This window comes from Paenibacillus nuruki, assembly GCF_001721045.1.
In the GTDB taxonomy this organism is placed as follows: domain Bacteria; phylum Bacillota; class Bacilli; order Paenibacillales; family Paenibacillaceae; genus Saccharibacillus; species Saccharibacillus nuruki.
In genome coordinates this window covers 122,485-140,110 of sequence record NZ_MDER01000002.1, presented here as the reverse complement: position 1 = coordinate 140,110, position 17,626 = coordinate 122,485, and the positions used below count along the sequence as shown (strand labels likewise).

Here is a 17,626-nt window from a genome sequence, read left to right as displayed (position 1 = left end):
GTAGCTCAGCTTGGTAGAGCACCTGGTTTGGGTCCAGGGGGTCGCATGTTCAAATCGTGTCATCCCGATCGTTTTGCGGGTGTAGTTCAATGGTAGAACTTCAGCCTTCCAAGCTGATAGCGTGGGTTCGATTCCCATCACCCGCTCCATTTTTTAATTCAAAGACCGGAAACGGTCTTTTTTTGCTATATATAAGTATAAAAAAACTTATCATAGCTATGGAATCATGTAGATCCTGTTTTATAAATTTTGTACTTTTTTCACTTTAATTTATTCGTTTGTCGACGGAAATACTATGTTAAAAGAAGAGATATATTCTCTCTATTGATGTAAAATAACGAATACGATAGTTGACAAAATGCTTTTAGGGCAGGTGTCAATTTTCATTGTGATTGATTGGTTAAAAGTTTGCATAATCATTCATAAGTTCAAAATTAATTAAAGTAATCAGTGTAGCTTTGTTGTATGATGTTAAGAAGATGTTAACATATAGAGGAATTGACACCGGTGAAAGATAGGAGGAAGAGCATGTCTGAGTTGACAGTGAATGCTAGTAAAAATCATTCTAACAACTTGCTGCGGCGAGATGTACGTTTTTTGGGGAATATTCTAGGTGAGGTGCTTGTCCATCAAGGCGGACAGGAACTTTTGGATATTGTTGAAAAAATTCGTGAGCTAAGTAAATCATTGCGTGCAGTAGCTTTACCTGAGGTTTTTGAGGAATTCAAAACACTTATCAAAAATCTGGATTCTGATAATCGACACCAAGTGGTACGCGCTTTTGCGATTTACTTCCAATTGGTGAATATTGCAGAACAGAACCACCGTATTCGTCGTAAACGTGACTATGAGCGTTCTGCTGGAGAAACGATTCAACCTGGTTCTATGGAAAGTGCTGTTCAAGAATTAAAAGAACAAAACTTTACTGCAGACGAAGTAGAGGCTATTTTGGCTGACCTTTCGTTGGAATTGGTGATGACAGCTCATCCTACAGAAGCGATGCGTCGTGCCATTTTGGATATCCACAAACGTATTTCAGAAGACGTTACTCTTTTAGACAATCCTACACTGACTTTCCGTGAGCGCGAGCAATTACGTGAAAAGTTATTGAACGAAGTGATTACATTATGGCAAACCGATGAATTACGTGATCGTAAGCCAACTGTATTGGATGAAGTGCGTAATGGGATGTATTATTTCCATGAAACTTTATTTGATGTATTGCCAGAGTTGTATCAGGAATTAGAACGCTCTTTGAGTAAGTACTATCCAGAGCATGAATGGCATGTACCTAGCTTTTTACGTTTTGGTTCTTGGATTGGTGGAGATCGTGATGGTAATCCTTCTGTTACAGCAGATGTGACTTGGAAAACATTACAGATGCAGCGCCGCCTTGCGATTCGGGAATATCAACGTATTTTGACAGACTTGATGAAATCATTAAGTTTCAGTACAACTATTATTGATGTATCTGAAGAATTGTTATCTTCTATTCAAAAAGATCGTCTCCATGTAACGATTGATAAGAAGTTCAGCTGGAATAATGAAAATGAACCTTATCGTATTAAAATCGCTTATATGTTGCGTAAATTAAATAATATATTAGATGAGTCTAAAAAAGGGACAGCCGAAAGTTATAGTCATATGGGTGAACTTTTAGAAGATTTGCGAGTGATTGATCAAAGCTTGCGTCATCATTATGCAGATTATGTGGCGAATACATATGTGAAAAAGTTGATTCGTCAGGTAGAACTGTTTGGTTTTCATACAGCGACGTTAGATATTCGTCAGCATAGTCAAGAACATGAGAATGCACTGACTGAAATATTAGCGAGTATGAAAATTGTAGAGGACTACTCTAAGCTTAGTGAAGAGGAAAAGATTGAACTTCTTGGTAAGTTGCTAACAGATCCTCGTCCTTTGACATCAACATACCTAAATTACAGTGAAAGCACTGAAGAGTGTCTAGCTGTATACCGTACTATTTTCAAAGCACAAAAAGAATTTGGTACAAACTGTATCTCTAGTTACTTGATCAGTATGACGCAAGGTGCTAGTGATATTCTTGAAGTGATGATTTTTGCTAAAGAAGTCGGTCTGTTCCGTCAAGATCCTGATGGTACGGTTCATTCTACACTTCAAGCAGTGCCTTTATTTGAAACGATTGATGATTTACATGCAGCACCACAAATTATGCGTCAAGTATTAAATTTACCAGCTTACCGTCAATCGGTTGCAGCTATGAATAATTTGCAAGAGATTATGCTTGGTTACTCGGATAGTAATAAAGACGGCGGAGTAGTGACAGCGAACTGGGAACTACGTCTAGCTTTGAATGAGATTACAGCGATGGGTGCAGAGTATGATATCAAGCTTAAATTTTTCCATGGACGTGGAGGCGCTTTGGGACGTGGAGGCATGTCTCTAAACCGTAGTATTTTGGCACAACCTCCTCATACTGTAGGTGGCGGTATCAAAATCACAGAACAAGGTGAAGTGATTTCTTCTCGTTATTCTTTACAAGGTATTGCTTATCGTAGTCTAGAGCAAGCTACCTCAGCTCTGATCACTTCAGCTATTATTGCTAAAGTAGGAGAACCTGAAGGGGAGAACAATAAGAAGTGGGAACAAATCATGGAAGACATCTCGGAAGTGTCACTCCATAAGTATCAAGATCTTATTTTCCGTGATGAATCCTTTATGAGTTTCTTCAAAGGTTCTACACCACTACCTGAAGTAGGCGAACTTAATATTGGTTCTCGTCCTTCTAAACGTAAAAATAGTGATCGATTTGAAGATTTGCGTGCGATTCCATGGGTATTCGCTTGGACGCAAAGTCGTTACTTGTTGCCTGCATGGTATGCAGCTGGAACAGGTATTCAACACTTCTATCAAGATAAAGAAGAAAATATGGCTGTCCTTCAAGAAATGTATAAAGAGTTCCCATTCTTTACTACATTAGTGGATACGCTACAAATGGCTATTGCTAAAGCGGATCTGATTATAGCTAAAGAGTATGCAGGCATGTATAAAGATGAAGAGCAACGTGAACGTATTTTTGGATTGATTCAAGAAGAGTTCAATCGTACTCGTGATCTTGTTCTTAAAATTACTCATCAACAAGATATTTTGGATAATGTACCTGTTATTCAGGAATCGGTGCGTTTACGTAATCCTTATGTAGATCCACTCAGTTATCTTCAAGTACAATTGCTCAATGAGCTACGTGAACTTCGTGAGCAAGATGAAGATAATCCGGAATTGCTACGCGAAGTATTGTTAACTATCAATGGTATTGCAGCAGGACTTCGTAATACGGGTTGATGTTACATCATATCTTTAGTTGAATCGTAAAATAAGTCTTAGAATAGTCGGAATATACATTATGGCTACAAATAATGATATATTCCGGCTTTTTTTTGTCTGAAAGTTTAAAATTCGCAGGATTACGATTGCAATTTTGGCTTGATTGAATTACGATTTGTAGTGGATTGTAAAATAAATCTATTGCTACACATACATATAGGGTACGAAGTCTGGGGGAGTGATGGTGGATAATATAGAAACGAGATTGGTTAAACTAGCGCTTAAAGGAGATCAGCGTGCTTTTGCCGAAATCGTTGAATTATACAAAGATAAAATTTTTCATTTGGGCTATCGGATGCTAAGTAACCGTCATGAAGCAGAAGATGTTGTGCAAGAAACCTTTTTACGGGTGTATAAAAACTTAGATCGATATGATCAGAAACAGAAGTTTTCTACATGGATTTACCGAATAGGGACTAATCTGTGTATAGATCGGTTACGTAAGCGTAAACCTAGTTATTCCTTAGATGCAGAATTAAATGATCAAGATGGAACAGATGGATATGCTCTTTTACCTGGTGATGAACGAACACCTGAAAGTGAATATTTACTGTCAGAAACGCAACAATTGATTCATCAAGCGATTGATTCTTTGCCTGATAAATATAAGACCGTTATGGTATTGAGGTATTTACAAGAGTTGTCGTTACAAGAAATTAGTGAAGTTATGGATATGCCTGTAACGACGATCAAAACACGTGTTCACCGTGGTCGAGAATTTTTACGTAAAAAATTAGAACCCAAACTATAAATTAAATTAGAAATTGTGAAACCCATTGAAATACAATTCGTATTTAAGAAGGTAGAAGCTGTTTCAACAGCTTCCTTTTGGTTATACGTGTTGAAAAAGTATTTGAACAGAAAGGATTGGCTCATATGGATTGCAAACTGGCCGTCTCACTGATGCACGAATATTTAGACGGCGACTTACTGGATGAAGAAACAGATGAATTGAAGCAACATCTGGCTGAGTGTTCGGAATGCCGTGTAGCATTTAAACAGTTAGAACAAACAGATATGCTTCTTTTCGCCGTAAATCACCGCAAGCCGCCAGTATCTGATGAGCTCACTGCTCGAATCATGCAGTCTTTACCCAAGTCTAAACAGACACATGTTTGGTGGACTTGGCTAAAACGACATCCTGCATTAACAGCAGCGGCAGCTTTCTTTATTATTTTGCTCGGAACACTTCCATTATGGAATGAAGGCCCGGAAATGATTGTCAAAGGCACAGATTTGGATCAAGTGGTTATTGAAGGAAATTCTGTAATTGTACCGGAAGGTCGCACGATCGCTGGTAATTTAACGATAGAAAAAGGACAGGCTAAGATTTATGGCGATGTAGAAGGAAATGTTACTGTGATTGATGGTGGTATCTTCCAAGCCAGTACAGCGCATATTTCTGGACAAGTTCAAAGTATTAATCAATCAGTAGATTGGGTTTGGTACAAAATCGCAAATGTATTTTCTGAAGTCGCCTCTCCTTGATTTGTGATTATTGCCTGAAAGGCGCCTCTTTTAAAGAAGGCGTCTTTTTGCGTGTGTGCTTATAAAACGTGTACAATAAGAAAATAGTAGGTTGCAACGATAGAAGTATCGTTATACCCTAGATATAGTAGTATTTTGTTAAACAATAGTTAGGATCAGTACAAATAATTCATAAAAATAGATTTATTGCGCATTTGGTGGCAGGTTTGGGTAATCTTTTATACAAAACCTACTTTCTGTATATACAGTCATGAGGAAAATAATAGATTAAGGGTCCACTAGATAGAACATGACGGGGGTTTCAGTATGGATTATTTTACGAGCTTAACCTGGAAAGATTCGATCAAAGATATCATTGATATTTTAATCGTCACTTATATTATTTATCAGTTAATTCTATTGGTTCGTGGTACACGAGCTGTACAATTACTGAAAGGTATTTTGGTGCTTGTATTTATCTGGGCAATTAGTAGTTGGTTTGATTTGTATACATTGAAATGGTTAATGAATCAGGCGTTTACGTTTGGAGTACTAGCGATCTTTATTATTTTTCAACCTGAACTGCGACGTGGACTAGAGCAATTAGGCCGAGGTAAAATTTTTGGTCGAACGTTAGCGGATGATGAAGAGATCACCAAGATGGTCAACGAAGTGATCAAAGCAGTTCATTATCTATCCAGACGCAAAATAGGAGCTCTTATTGTATTTGAACGTACAACAGGTCTGAATGAGTATACGGAATCGGGAATCAAAATGCAGTCGATGGTGAGTTCAGAACTGCTTATTAATATTTTTATTCCAAATACCCCTCTGCATGATGGAGCTGTTATTATACAAGGTCAACAAATTTCAGCAGCTGCTTGTTATTTACCATTGTCTGAGAATCCATTTATAAGCAAGGAACTAGGAACAAGGCATCGTGCAGCTATAGGAATTAGTGAAGTTGGCGATGGCGTATCTCTGATTGTATCGGAAGAAACAGGTCAAGTATCACTGGCTATGAATGGACAAGTTATTCGTGATATCCATGAAGAATCATTGATCTCTAAATTGCATGATGCATTGAAACCAAAAGTAACCACAAAAGAGAAAAAAAGCCCGTTCTGGAAACGTAAAGGAGGGGAGCAGTAATGATGGATAAATGGATCAATAACAACACAGTTGCTAAAGTATTGGCTCTGGTTGTAAGTATACTACTGTGGGTTATGGTCCATCTGGATGGAGGAGCCGCTTCAATTCGTACAACCTCCGTTTCTTCAGCGATGGGAACCAATGTGATTGATAATGTACAGGTTCAAGCGTATGGATTTGATGAAGATAAATATGTACTCAAGTCGCTTGATCCGACACGGGTGAGTATTCAGGTAAGAGGACAGCAGTCTGATCTGACTTCATATTTCTCATCAGAGAGCTACAAAGTGAAGGTAGATCTCAGTCAAGTTACTCAAGCAGGGACAGTGACATTACCTTTAATTCCTGAACTACCAGCCAGCGTACAGTATGTATCCATGAGTCCAAGTACAGTTAAAGTCACGATAGAAGAAAAAACATCCAATGCTTTTGAACCGGAAATTGTAACTCAAGGAGAACCGGCTACAGGTAATCAAGCAGGCAATCCTGTGATTACAGATGGAACAGACAAAGTGACGGTTACACTACCTCAAAGCAGACTTGAAGATGTACAAAAAGTTCAAGGTGTGGTCAATATTGAGGGAGCAACGGATACCGTCTCCAAAACTGTATCTCTAGTGGTCTATGCCAAAGATGGATCTGTGATCAAAGATGCTGTCGTCTCACCAGCCAGTGTCAAAGTAGAAGTGCCTATAGGGACGTCTGTGAAGACTTTACCGCTCAATCTTAGTTATACCGGTGAACTTCCTAAGAGCCTGATATTAGCCAATACAGAAGCAAGTGTGAACGAAGTGACTGTATATGGATCAGAGAAATCGCTAGCGGCGTTAGGAGATTCGATTACAGCCACAGTAGATTTAGGATCGATCAAAGAAGCAGGGACAACAAATCTCACAGTGAAGTTAGATATTCCTGAGGGTGCTGATCGAATAGCGCCGTCTACAGTTCAAGTGAAAATTACTGCGGAAGCTTTCTCACAAAAAGATATTGCTAATATTCCAGTGATCTTTAAAGGGGCTAGTGAGAACTATACCAATGTGATTACAGATCCAGCTAATCAGCAGGTGACACTCAATGTTAAAGGTACACCTGAAGCGCTAGAAGCTTTAAAACCAGCTGATATTGAAGTGTCGGCTAATATTAGTGGCAGAAAGCCAGGCACGTATAAAATTCCTGTACAAGTGATTTTGCCAGATACGATTGCTCTATCCGATCCAGCTAGCGCACCTACAGTTACAGTGACGATTAGCGAAAAAACAGATACCACAACGCCAAAGGATCCGGCGGATACGGATAATTCAGGAACAGATACTACCGATGGTACAGGTAGTGGGACTGATTCAGGTACGGGTACAAGTGGAACGACAACACCGGATACAAGTAACCCGGAAACGACAATTCCTTCAGAAGAAACGCCTACCATTCCAGAAGGAACCACACCTGAACAGAATCCTGAAAGCAACGGATCTGCCGGAGCAGAGAATGGTGGGACAACAACGATTCCTCCTGATAACAGTAATAACAATAGTAATAGTAATGGTACAACATCAGAGGCGGCTACCAATACAAAAGCTGTTTTTCCCAGTACGTACCGATAAGTTATAGATGACGTATAGTATTGACTTTATGATGGGGTCAGCGTATAAAGGATAAGATTGTCTATTGGGTTGTATCCTGTCCTATAAGATGTATTTTCTACAATATCGTAAACGAAGTTGCTACAATCATAGAAATTATAATTTGAACAATAATAAGGAGCACAATAAATAATGGGTAAATATTTCGGAACAGACGGTGTACGAGGCGTTGCTAACAAAGAATTAACAGCAGAGATGGCTTACCAGATCGGACGCTGTGGAGGGTATGTACTTACTCATGGAGCAGAGAAACCGACAGTAGTCATCGGGATGGACACTCGTATTTCTGGTCTGATGCTGGAATCTGCATTGGTTGCTGGATTATTATCAATCGGTGCACATATCATCCGCTTAGGTGTAGTGAGTACACCAGCAGTAGCTTATATTACGCGTCTACTGAAAGCCGATGCAGGTGTAATGATTTCAGCTTCGCATAATCCGGTAGAAGATAACGGAATTAAATTTTTCGGTGGAGACGGCTTTAAATTAACCGACGAAACTGAACTTGAAATCGAAGCTTTGATGGATGATAAAGAAGATACATTGCCACGTCCGGTCGGAGCAGAACTTGGAACAATTATTAATGACGATACATCCAAATTCAAATACTTGGAGCATTTGAAATCTACAATCACTCATTCTTTTGCAGGGATGAAAATTGTAATGGACTGTGCAAATGGAGCAGCTTACGAATTGGCACCTACTTTCTTCAAAGAGTTGGGCGCAGAAGTCATTACGATTGCAGCAGAACCTAATGGTCTGAATATAAATGATCACTGTGGATCTACTCATCCTGAAAAGTTAAAAGAAGAAGTTCTTCGTCATGGCGCACATATCGGTCTTGCTTTTGATGGAGATGCAGATCGTCTTATTGCGATTGATGATAAAGGGGAAGAAGTCGATGGTGACTATATCCTTTGTATCTGCGGAGATGCGATGAATCGTGCAGGTAAATTGAAAGATAGCATGATTGTATCCACTGTGATGAGTAATATCGGTTTCTTCAAAGCGACTAAAGCTCTTTCTTTGGAAACGAAGATTACAGCTGTAGGCGATCGCTATGTGATGGAAGAAATGAAACGTGGAGGATATACGCTAGGTGGCGAACAATCCGGTCATGTGATTTTCCTCGACTATATTACAACAGGTGATGGAATCTTAACAGCAGTACAATTAGTAGATACATTAGTAGGCTCTGGCAAATCATTGAGCGAACTCAAATCAATGATGGATAAATATCCGCAAGTACTGGTAAATGTACGTGTAGAAAGCAAAGCACGTTATGAAGGCAATACTGCTATTGCAGCTGCTGTTAAATCAGTCGAAGATCAATTGGGTGATAATGGTCGTGTATTGGTTCGTCCATCAGGAACAGAATCTCTTATTCGTGTTATGGCTGAAGGTCCAAACAAAAATGAATTAGAGCAATATGTAGATCAAATTGTAGATGTAGTTAAAAAAGAATTAGTCGTATAAATCATTTATATTTGAATAGAAGGTTACTAGATGACGATGTTACGGGCAGATATATGCTGTTCAGTAGATCGATTCTAGTGACCTTTTTTATAGAAGATAATGCGTCAGATCAAGGAATAAGGTTAAATAGTAAGAGGCTTGGCTGTGAAAAAATAGCTGGGTAGAATGACTGAAATTGATTTGTGAGTATTTTGTCAGATTTTTATCATTGTTTTATAAAAGATTAATAGATATAATGTACAAGTTACCAAATGTAATGTAACTGTAATGTAAATGAAATCTAACGTACTCAAATATAGAAAGTGAGGATAGAGGTAGGCATAAAGATTCACTAAGCGCCAGAGCTTGATCGCTACGGAGAAATTAGATCAAGCTGACGAGGTGGAGGTGTTCGAATGTTCGGCGGGGGCCTCCCGGTGACGCATCAAACCGTGAAGCAGAATTTAAAAGTAGAGAGTGATCTCTGCGACAAAGATTCTGTTTGGTGCATATGTATACACACAAAGCTGAATGATCAGCATAAGATAGAACGACTATTTTCAAAAAAATTACTAATGTGCATAGAGCATGAGCAGGATAACAGCATCACATAGAATGTACATTGAAAGCTAAATGATTGATTAAGTGATCAATCCTAGGACTCCAAACTAAATATGGTTCAGAGATAAAACACAGTGCATACCTATTCTAATGTCATGATCTGTATATCCCTGACTCTTGTTCTGATGTGCAATTCACGTCATTAGACGAACATTCGAACGGAGGAATACAACGATGTGTGGTATTGTTGGATATATTGGGAATAAAGATACGCAAGCTATTTTGGTGGATGGACTTCGCAAGTTAGAATATCGTGGTTATGATTCAGCGGGGATTTCTGTTTTTACAAGTAAAGGATTGCAAGTGGTTAAAGCTTTGGGTCGCATGACGAACCTGGAAGCAAAATTAGAAGATCATCCTTTGGTAGGTAATGCAGGGATTGGACATACACGCTGGGCAACTCATGGTAAACCATCTGACCTTAACTCTCACCCACATACAGATGGAACAAGCAAATTCTCTGTTGTGCATAACGGAATTATTGAAAACTATTTGGAGCTTAAAGATGAATTGATCTCTTCTGGTGTTGTATTTGTATCGGAAACAGATACAGAAGTTATCGCTCACCTTGTGGCTCGTGAATATGACGGAGATATCGTTAAAGCTGTACAAAAAGCAGTAACATTTATGCGTGGTGCTTTTGCACTTGGCGTATTAACAGAATATGAGCCAAATAAATTAGTCGCTGTACGTCAAGCAAGTCCGCTTGTTATCGGCGTAGGTAAAGGCGAGAACTTTATTGGTTCCGATATTCCTGCAATCTTGAAATATACACGTGATGTGTACATTTTGGAAGATGGCGAAATGGCTGTATTGACTGAAGATGCAGTAGAATTGATGACGATTGAAGGAAACTTTATTTCTCGGGAAATATTCCATGTCGATTGGGATGCAGTAACCGCAGAAAAAGGCGGATTCGATCATTTCATGTTAAAAGAAATTTATGAGCAACCTAAAGCTTATCGTGATACAATGCTTGGTCGTATCAACGAAGATGGTAAAGGTGTTCATTTCACAGACTTGAAATTAACTAAAGAACAAATTAAAAATATTCGTAATATCCAGATCGTTGCTTGTGGTACAGCGTATCATGCAGGTCTTGTAGGACGTAATATTATTGAAAACCTAGCTAAGATTCCTGTAGAAACAGATGTAGCTTCTGAATATCGTTACCGTTCACCAATCATTGCTAAAGACACTTTAGTGATTGTAGTGAGTCAATCCGGTGAAACAGCAGATACATTAGCAGCTCTACGTGAAGCACAAGCAAATGGTGCTCATGTTATTGCTGTAACGAATGTCGTGGGTAGTTCGATTGCTCGTGATGCCAATGATGTTATTGCTACATTAGCAGGTCCAGAGATTGCTGTAGCTTCTACTAAAGCGTACACGTCTCAATTGATTGCTTTCTACCTATTGGGTCTATATATGGCTGAAATTCGTGGAACGAAAACTACTGAAGAAATCGCTCATATTCTTGCAGCAATGGATTCATTGCCTGAGCAAGTAGAGCAAGTATTAACACAAGCGCCGATCATCAAAGAATATGCAGAGCATATCGCTCAACATAAACATTTGTTCTTTATCGGACGTGGTGTGGATTATGCGGTAGTACAAGAAGGTTCTCTGAAATTAAAAGAGATTTCTTATATCCACTCAGAAGCTTATGCAGCAGGCGAATTGAAGCATGGTACACTTGCTTTGATTGAAGAAGGTATTCCTGTAATTGCGCTAGCTACACAAGAAGATGTGCTTGAGAAAACACTAAGCAACATCAAAGAAGTGAAAGCCCGCGGTGCAGAAGTAATGGTTGTGAGTTATGAAGAACGTCGTGAAGAGCTAATGAAATCGGTAGATAAAGTATTATCGATTCCAAGAACATTGCCATTATTGACTCCAGCATTGTCTGTAGTTGTATTGCAGTTGTTAGCTTATTACGCTTCACTAGCACTTGAGCATGATGTGGACAAACCACGTAACCTTGCGAAAAGTGTAACGGTAGAATAGTATTTCCGAGTGATTAAAGCTTAATTTTCTACAAAATAAGATTTAACCATACAAAAAGCCGAGCACTATCCAGGTTCATTCCTGATAGAGACTCGGCTTTTTTTGCTCATAAGCACATATTAAATGATTCGACTATAGTAATTACTTCACAGCACCTGCGGTAATCCCACTAGCAATCTGACGCTGGAAAAAGATATACATAATCAATACCGGTACAATACTGATAAACAATCCTGCAAACAGTGGACCCCACTCTGTACGATACTGCATTTCAGCTTGCATTACAGCGATACCAATTGGGAGTGTATAATGATCTGGATCATTGACCAATACCAGTCCAACAAAATACTCATTCCAGATATTCAGAATATTAACGATAGCTACGGTGACAAGTCCGGGTTGAGAAAGGGGAAGCATGACTCTGAAAAAGGTACCAAAGTAAGAAGCACCATCAATTGCTGCGGCTTCTTCTAATTCTTTCGGTAATGTTTTGAAAAAGCCAACGAGCACAAACACTCCAAAAGCGATCAATGTAGTGGCATATACCAGAATCAAACCGATCGAAGTATTAATTAGATTAAGCTTGTTCATTAAGAAAAATAACGGAATCAATGCCAGACTAAATGGAACCATCATTGAACTGATGTATAAAAGAAATAATACGTTACTACCTCTAAATGGATAACGAGCCAGTACATAAGCTGTAGTTGCTGATAAGACTAAGCCCAAAACAGTTGAACCCAGTGTGACGATTAATGAATTTGTAAAATATTTACCGAAGTTATACGTTTCCCATACATACGTAAAGTTGCTCCATAACAAAGGAACATCCGGTAACGCCCACGGAGGGTTGGCATAAAATTGTTTGTTATCTTTGAGTGCATCGAGCAATGTCCATAGTAGTGGATAGAGTACGGTAATACTCCAAGCACCTAGAATAAGATAGAAAAAGATACGAATAATAGGATGACGAATACCCATAATACTGCCCATCGAACTCCTCCTTGATTAACGCTCTGATAACCCGCGATGTGGAGTCAGACCGATTGAATAATGTGATTTACATCAATTAGGGTAATTGTATTAATTCATTTCTACCGTTTCCTGACGCATAATACGCTGTAACGCTACGGTAGTAATCAACGACATGATCAAAATGACAACACCAATTGCCGCTCCATAACCAAAGTGGAATTGTTGGAAAGCCATTTGATAGAGATAAGAACCCATAACTTGCGTCGAATTATCCGGACCTCCATTGGTCATAATCATAACGATCACAAATGAACCATTGAGCGTAGTCATCATAATATTCAGAACGGATACTTTGATCTGTTCCCAGATCAGCGGTAGCGTAATATGAGTGAACTGATGCCACTGCCCTGCACCTTCCAGTGAAGAAGCTTCATAATACGATTCAGGAATACCTTGAATCGCTGCAATCAGCAAAATCATATAGAAACCAATACCTGCCCAGATCGAAGGCGGTAATAACATCCAGATCGTATGAAAAGGAAAGCCTAACCATGCTGTTTTGACTTCAGTGCCTGTAATCAATGAAAGAATCGAATTGAGAAAACCGATCTGTGGATTATAGATAAATGCCCATAATACTCCGATGACAACAACAGAAATGATATTTGGAATAAAAAAGATAGAGCGGAAAAATAAAGCGAATTTGAGACGGAAGCGAGTTAATGATACTGCAAAAAAAGTAGCTAACAACATAATGCCGATCATTTTGCCAGCAACCAGGAAATAATCATTACCGATAGCTTGCCACATAATCGGGTCATGCATCAGATCGACAAAGTTTTTGAGACCGATAAAGTCTTTATTTTCAGAAGAACCTGACCAGTCAAATAAGGAGTAATATAATGCCTGTATAATCGGGTAGACCATAAACAGACAGTATAGAATAAGCGTAGGTAAAATAAAGGTTAAAATAAATACATTCCGTTGCCAATGTCGTGAAGTCATAAGTACACCATCCTTTTCTTCGATCCCGCCTATTTAATATCTAAAAGTAAAACAGGAGACAACCGGATGATAAGCATCGGGCCGTCTCCTGTAGTGAATAGATATTAATTAGCTGCTTTTTGAGCGGCAGCCGATACGCGTTCAATCCATCCGTTAGGATCAATAGTACCGATCGTTAGTGCGACTGTAGCGTCATTCATTGCTTTTTCTACATCAGCATTGAACGTAATCGTAGGTACGACAATGGTATCTTTAGAGTTCAGGTATTCTGCGGCTTGTTTTACAAAAGCAGGCGCATTAGAAGCACTGATATCTCCTTTGATATTAGAAGGAGCACCGCTTAATTCCGCCCATTGTGAAGCTTGTTTTTTGGCGAAAATAAATTGGATAAAAGCATAAGCAGCTTCTTTATTTTTGGCTTTGGCAGCGACACCTACTGTAGCTGTAGAAGTGACTGCAATAGATTTACCACCGGGTTTCTGAGTAATAGATGGCATAAATCCAAAGTCGAACCCTTCAGGGACATCTTTGGACATTTCATTAGGCATCCATAATCCGTTAGCGATAAAAGCATCTTTGTGTTGCAAGAATAGCATTTGAGAATCGGTATGATTTAACTGTACAGCGGCTGGATCGATAATACCGTCATCTCGCATTGTGACGATCTGATTCAGTGCTGTCATCACAGCAGGGCTTTTGAATGCTTCTGGATCATTAGCAGCTATTTTTTGCAAAATAGAGAAATCATCATTATTGGCAGACACCATCGCTGGATACAAGATAGAGTTGTTAATATAATAAGGATAGATCCCTGTATGAATAAATGGGGTAATGCCTTTAGCTTTAATCTCTTTGCTTACAGCGACAAAAGAATCGAAGTCTGTTGGTGCTTTCCAGTTATTATCTGCGAATAATTTTTTGTCCCAGAAAATACCCCATGAACTTAAAGCGAGTGGAATATTATAAGTTTTACCACTGTAATCTTCAGGCGCTTGAGTAAGAGATTCAGAGATCAGATCACCATCAACGGTTTTGGCTGTTTTGTACCATTCGGTTAAGTCTTCTAGTTGTCCGTCTTCAATCATTTGACGAGCATTCAGACCCGCACCATCAATATATACAAAATCAGGTGGATTACCACCTATCCAGCGGGGTTTCATTTGATCGTTGATTTTCGGTCCTGCGCTGACTTTAATCTTCAGATCGGGGTTAGCGGTTTGGAATTCCTCGACGACTTTTTTCCACCAGGCATCACCATAACCACCTACAAAATATTGAACTTCAAAATCTCCTGTCAGTCCTTTACCTGATGAAGCTGTTGTTCCTGTACTTGCCGTTCCACTTGCTGCATCGTTGCTACTACCACAACCTGATAATGTAAATACAGTCAGCAATGCCGCTGCACTTAATACAGATAACCTTTTTTTCCATGACATAAAAAATCAAACCCCCTATTGATAATTTAAATCACGCTAAATGTTAGTCCTGCAACGATTTGGCGTCTTCATTTATCATAAAGGATTTGATTATAAGATTATATTGAATATATTATTTTAAATCTTGAATATTTTACGAGATATGAGTTTTATTCGTTAATTATAGGTTAAATATAGTTACTTACTATGTTATATATGTGATATATTTCACTGAGTAGGGATCTGATAGAGTGTTTGCTGTCGTTCGGCGTATTGTTGTACTTGATTCAGTGCAGCTTGTGGAGTAACACCATTGTATAAAATAGCATTACCCATTTTGCGAGTTAATGCCATAATATCTCCCCATTCCGGTTGTTGAAGTGGATAGAAGTATGCACTTTCCAATCGTTGAATATCAGCTTCCATGATAGGGTCTTCCAAAGATAATTTACTCGCTACCGTAGTGGTTACTGGAATCATGCCTTCTTGCCGTATCATTTCTTCATAATTCTCATCATTGTATAAATAATCTAAAAAGGTAGATAATGCTTCTCTATTCGTATGATCTGTTTTAAATGATAACATCACATCTTGCACACCAAAATTCATTGGAGGCTGACCGTCTTTTACCGGAATGGCCCCATTACCCCACGCTGTATTTGGAAATTCACGTTCTGTGACAGAAGCAAAATAATTGCCACTGATCATCATGCCTAATTGCCCATCACCGAGAATACGTTGTTTTTCATCTCGAATGGTAACGGTCGGTTCAGGATCGGTTAATCCTTGTGTATATAATTGCTTAAGGTACGTAAGTCCGGCAACATTTTGTGGAGAATTAATATCCCATTTTCCGTTCTTCATCCAACCTCCCCCTGCACCAAAAAAGAAATACGATAAATAAGCAGGGATTTCATTATCGGTTAAATCGACACCAAAGCCATAAGCTCCAATCGCTTTGAGTTTGATTGCATCTTGCGTCAATTGTGACCATGTCTGTGGAGAACGAGTGATACCGGCTTGTTGAAAAAGATTGTGTTCGTAATACAACTTGCGAATTGTAGCTACATAAGGAATCGCATACTGTTTCCCCTGAATACGATCAAGCTTGGATAAATGAGGTGAAAGTTTATTTTTAAGATCATCGGATATTAGATCATCCATATTGTTGAGTAAGTCATCATGTCCAAAGCGAGCATACATATTCATATTCAGTAAGTCTGGCGGATGTCCTTCACTAATCATCGATGTATATACGCCGTCGATTAGATCCCAATTGACCACTTGTAGCTCTACTGTAATCGAAGGATTTTCACGCATAAAGTTACGAACCAGCTTTTCCAATAAAGGCTTGGTACTTGAACTATACTCGGCAGCTACAAATTGGATCACGGCTTGTTGTTCGGTAGTACCTACAGGAGCAGGAGCAACCGCAGATGATGTACACGCACTAAGAAGCCAGATCAAGCATAAGCTACTCAGCGTTATCCCAATCAAACGATTTGATCGCATAGATTAACCATCTTTCTGTTTTATTTTTCGTAGAAAGGAAATAGTAATTTTTGATTTTCAGGCGTATACATTGTTGTTGGTGTAATCACTGTCGAAGGAATCATCGTGATAGAGTGTTGGCTGCTTAGAGAATTGGAATCGGTAAGAACTTTTTGCACAGCCAGATACCCCATATTAAAAGGTTTTTGTACAATTAAAGCATCTAACGTTTTTTCCTCTAGCAATTCGATCTCATAAAAAGAACTATCAAAAGCGATAAACATCATCGAATCCAGGTGACGTTCTTTGAGTGCACGAGCAGCACCGACTGCAATAGGTTCATTCATAACGATCAATGCATTAGGTCTAGGGTATTCATCAAGTAATTTGGTAGTGAGTACATAGGCTAGTTGTTCTGATTCTCCGGAATAGTATGTCGTGGTGTGACTGTGAGCTACTGCGCCCAATACTTGCTTAATTCCTTGTTCACGTGCTTTGAAAATACTAGAAGATTGATAATCGCCAATAATCGCTACATAAGGTGCACTATTGGTCTGATAAGCCGCCATTCTCCCTGCTTGCATCCCCATCTGCACATGATCACTAGAAACAGAAGAAGGCGCATTGTTTACAGGTAAAGGCGTATCCATCACCACTACAGGAATATGGGCATTTTGTAGACGAGTAATCCCATTCAGTACACGTTGATCATTCAAAGGAGCAATAACAACAGCACGTGGCTTAAGAGTCAGTGCGTCTTGAAGAGCATTTAACTGACTATTGATATCTGTATCATCGAGAGGGCCAGAGACTAGAAATTGAACTCCTTTTTCTTTGGCTGCTTCTTCAGCACCACTACGTACGGTTTGCCAGAAATCCGATTGAGGACTATTGGACTTCAGAATAATCATAATCGTTCCTTCTTCTTCATGAGCTGAGGTGAACCAGACAAAATAACTAATAATATAAAGTGCTCCTGCGACTAATAAAATAGCGATCCACCAGATGATACGTTGATTCCTCATACGCAATCTC

General features: G+C 39.0%; 12 protein-coding genes and 1 tRNA gene. 8 read left to right on the top strand and 5 right to left on the bottom strand.

Annotated elements, in window-relative coordinates; genetic code table 11:
* Positions 1 to 75 precede the first annotated feature (75 nt).
* The 8 genes from PTI45_RS01080 to glmS all read left to right on the top strand — a co-directional run bounded on the left by PTI45_RS01080 (position 76) and on the right by glmS (position 11,705).
* A tRNA-Gly gene (locus PTI45_RS01080) sits at positions 76 to 149 on the top strand.
* Positions 150 to 528: 379 nt separating this feature from the next.
* Positions 529 to 3,324 carry a phosphoenolpyruvate carboxylase gene (gene ppc / locus PTI45_RS01075; protein ID WP_069325698.1) on the top strand — a complete coding sequence of 932 codons (2,796 nt, stop codon included), beginning with the start codon at positions 529 to 531 and terminating at the stop codon, positions 3,322 to 3,324.
* A gap of 223 nt (positions 3,325 to 3,547) precedes the next feature.
* Entirely contained in the window at positions 3,548 to 4,117 is a 570-nt protein-coding gene (sigW, locus tag PTI45_RS01070) for an RNA polymerase sigma factor SigW (protein ID WP_069325697.1), read from the top strand.
* Between the two features lie 125 nt (positions 4,118 to 4,242).
* Complete coding sequence (locus PTI45_RS01065) at positions 4,243 to 4,854, top strand: zf-HC2 domain-containing protein (protein ID WP_069325708.1); 612 nt, start codon at positions 4,243 to 4,245, stop codon at positions 4,852 to 4,854.
* 306 nt (positions 4,855 to 5,160) lie between these two features.
* Complete coding sequence (gene cdaA, locus PTI45_RS01060; protein WP_069325696.1) at positions 5,161 to 5,985, top strand: diadenylate cyclase CdaA; 825 nt, start codon at positions 5,161 to 5,163, stop codon at positions 5,983 to 5,985.
* Entirely contained in the window at positions 5,985 to 7,583 is a 1,599-nt protein-coding gene (locus PTI45_RS01055) for a CdaR family protein (protein ID WP_069325695.1), read from the top strand. Before cdaA ends, PTI45_RS01055 begins: the two co-directional genes overlap by 1 nt.
* A gap of 171 nt (positions 7,584 to 7,754) precedes the next feature.
* Complete coding sequence (gene glmM, locus PTI45_RS01050) at positions 7,755 to 9,098, top strand: phosphoglucosamine mutase (protein ID WP_069325694.1); 1,344 nt, start codon at positions 7,755 to 7,757, stop codon at positions 9,096 to 9,098.
* 774 nt (positions 9,099 to 9,872) lie between these two features.
* Complete coding sequence (gene glmS, locus PTI45_RS01040) at positions 9,873 to 11,705, top strand: glutamine--fructose-6-phosphate transaminase (isomerizing) (RefSeq protein ID WP_069325692.1); 1,833 nt, start codon at positions 9,873 to 9,875, stop codon at positions 11,703 to 11,705.
* A gap of 141 nt (positions 11,706 to 11,846) precedes the next feature.
* On the opposite strand, the gene PTI45_RS01035 is transcribed toward glmS, so the two are convergent.
* The 5 genes from PTI45_RS01035 to PTI45_RS01015 form a co-directional block, all read right to left on the bottom strand.
* Positions 11,847 to 12,698 carry a carbohydrate ABC transporter permease gene (locus PTI45_RS01035; RefSeq protein ID WP_069325691.1) on the bottom strand — a complete coding sequence of 284 codons (852 nt, stop codon included), beginning with the start codon at positions 12,696 to 12,698 and terminating at the stop codon, positions 11,847 to 11,849.
* A 90-nt stretch (positions 12,699 to 12,788) separates the two neighbouring features.
* A complete protein-coding gene (locus PTI45_RS01030; protein ID WP_069325690.1) occupies positions 12,789 to 13,685 on the bottom strand; it encodes a carbohydrate ABC transporter permease in 897 nt (298 codons plus the stop codon).
* Positions 13,686 to 13,789: 104 nt separating this feature from the next.
* A complete protein-coding gene (locus PTI45_RS01025; protein ID WP_069325689.1) occupies positions 13,790 to 15,121 on the bottom strand; it encodes an ABC transporter substrate-binding protein in 1,332 nt (443 codons plus the stop codon).
* Positions 15,122 to 15,328: 207 nt separating this feature from the next.
* A complete protein-coding gene (locus PTI45_RS01020) occupies positions 15,329 to 16,612 on the bottom strand; it encodes an extracellular solute-binding protein (protein ID WP_069325688.1) in 1,284 nt (427 codons plus the stop codon).
* Between the two features lie 20 nt (positions 16,613 to 16,632).
* Positions 16,633 to 17,616 carry a substrate-binding domain-containing protein gene (locus PTI45_RS01015; RefSeq protein ID WP_139129191.1) on the bottom strand — a complete coding sequence of 328 codons (984 nt, stop codon included), beginning with the start codon at positions 17,614 to 17,616 and terminating at the stop codon, positions 16,633 to 16,635.
* Positions 17,617 to 17,626 lie beyond the last annotated feature (10 nt).

Excerpts from the sequence above, each read along its gene's own strand:
- PTI45_RS01020 (WP_069325688.1), bottom strand. The coding sequence starts at position 16,612 with ATGCGATCAAATCGTTTGATTGGGATAACGCTGAGTAGCTTATGCTTG.
- PTI45_RS01055 (WP_069325695.1), top strand. The coding sequence starts at position 5,985 with ATGATGGATAAATGGATCAATAACAACACAGTTGCTAAAGTATTGGCT.
- cdaA (WP_069325696.1), top strand. The coding sequence starts at position 5,161 with ATGGATTATTTTACGAGCTTAACCTGGAAAGATTCGATCAAAGATATC.
- PTI45_RS01065 (WP_069325708.1), top strand. The coding sequence starts at position 4,243 with ATGGATTGCAAACTGGCCGTCTCACTGATGCACGAATATTTAGACGGC.
- glmS (WP_069325692.1), top strand. The coding sequence starts at position 9,873 with ATGTGTGGTATTGTTGGATATATTGGGAATAAAGATACGCAAGCTATT.
- PTI45_RS01035 (WP_069325691.1), bottom strand. The coding sequence starts at position 12,698 with ATGGGCAGTATTATGGGTATTCGTCATCCTATTATTCGTATCTTTTTC.
- PTI45_RS01030 (WP_069325690.1), bottom strand. The coding sequence starts at position 13,685 with ATGACTTCACGACATTGGCAACGGAATGTATTTATTTTAACCTTTATT.
- ppc (WP_069325698.1), top strand. The coding sequence starts at position 529 with ATGTCTGAGTTGACAGTGAATGCTAGTAAAAATCATTCTAACAACTTG.
- glmM (WP_069325694.1), top strand. The coding sequence starts at position 7,755 with ATGGGTAAATATTTCGGAACAGACGGTGTACGAGGCGTTGCTAACAAA.
- sigW (WP_069325697.1), top strand. The coding sequence starts at position 3,548 with ATGGTGGATAATATAGAAACGAGATTGGTTAAACTAGCGCTTAAAGGA.
- PTI45_RS01015 (WP_139129191.1), bottom strand. The coding sequence starts at position 17,616 with ATGAGGAATCAACGTATCATCTGGTGGATCGCTATTTTATTAGTCGCA.
- PTI45_RS01025 (WP_069325689.1), bottom strand. The coding sequence starts at position 15,121 with ATGTCATGGAAAAAAAGGTTATCTGTATTAAGTGCAGCGGCATTGCTG.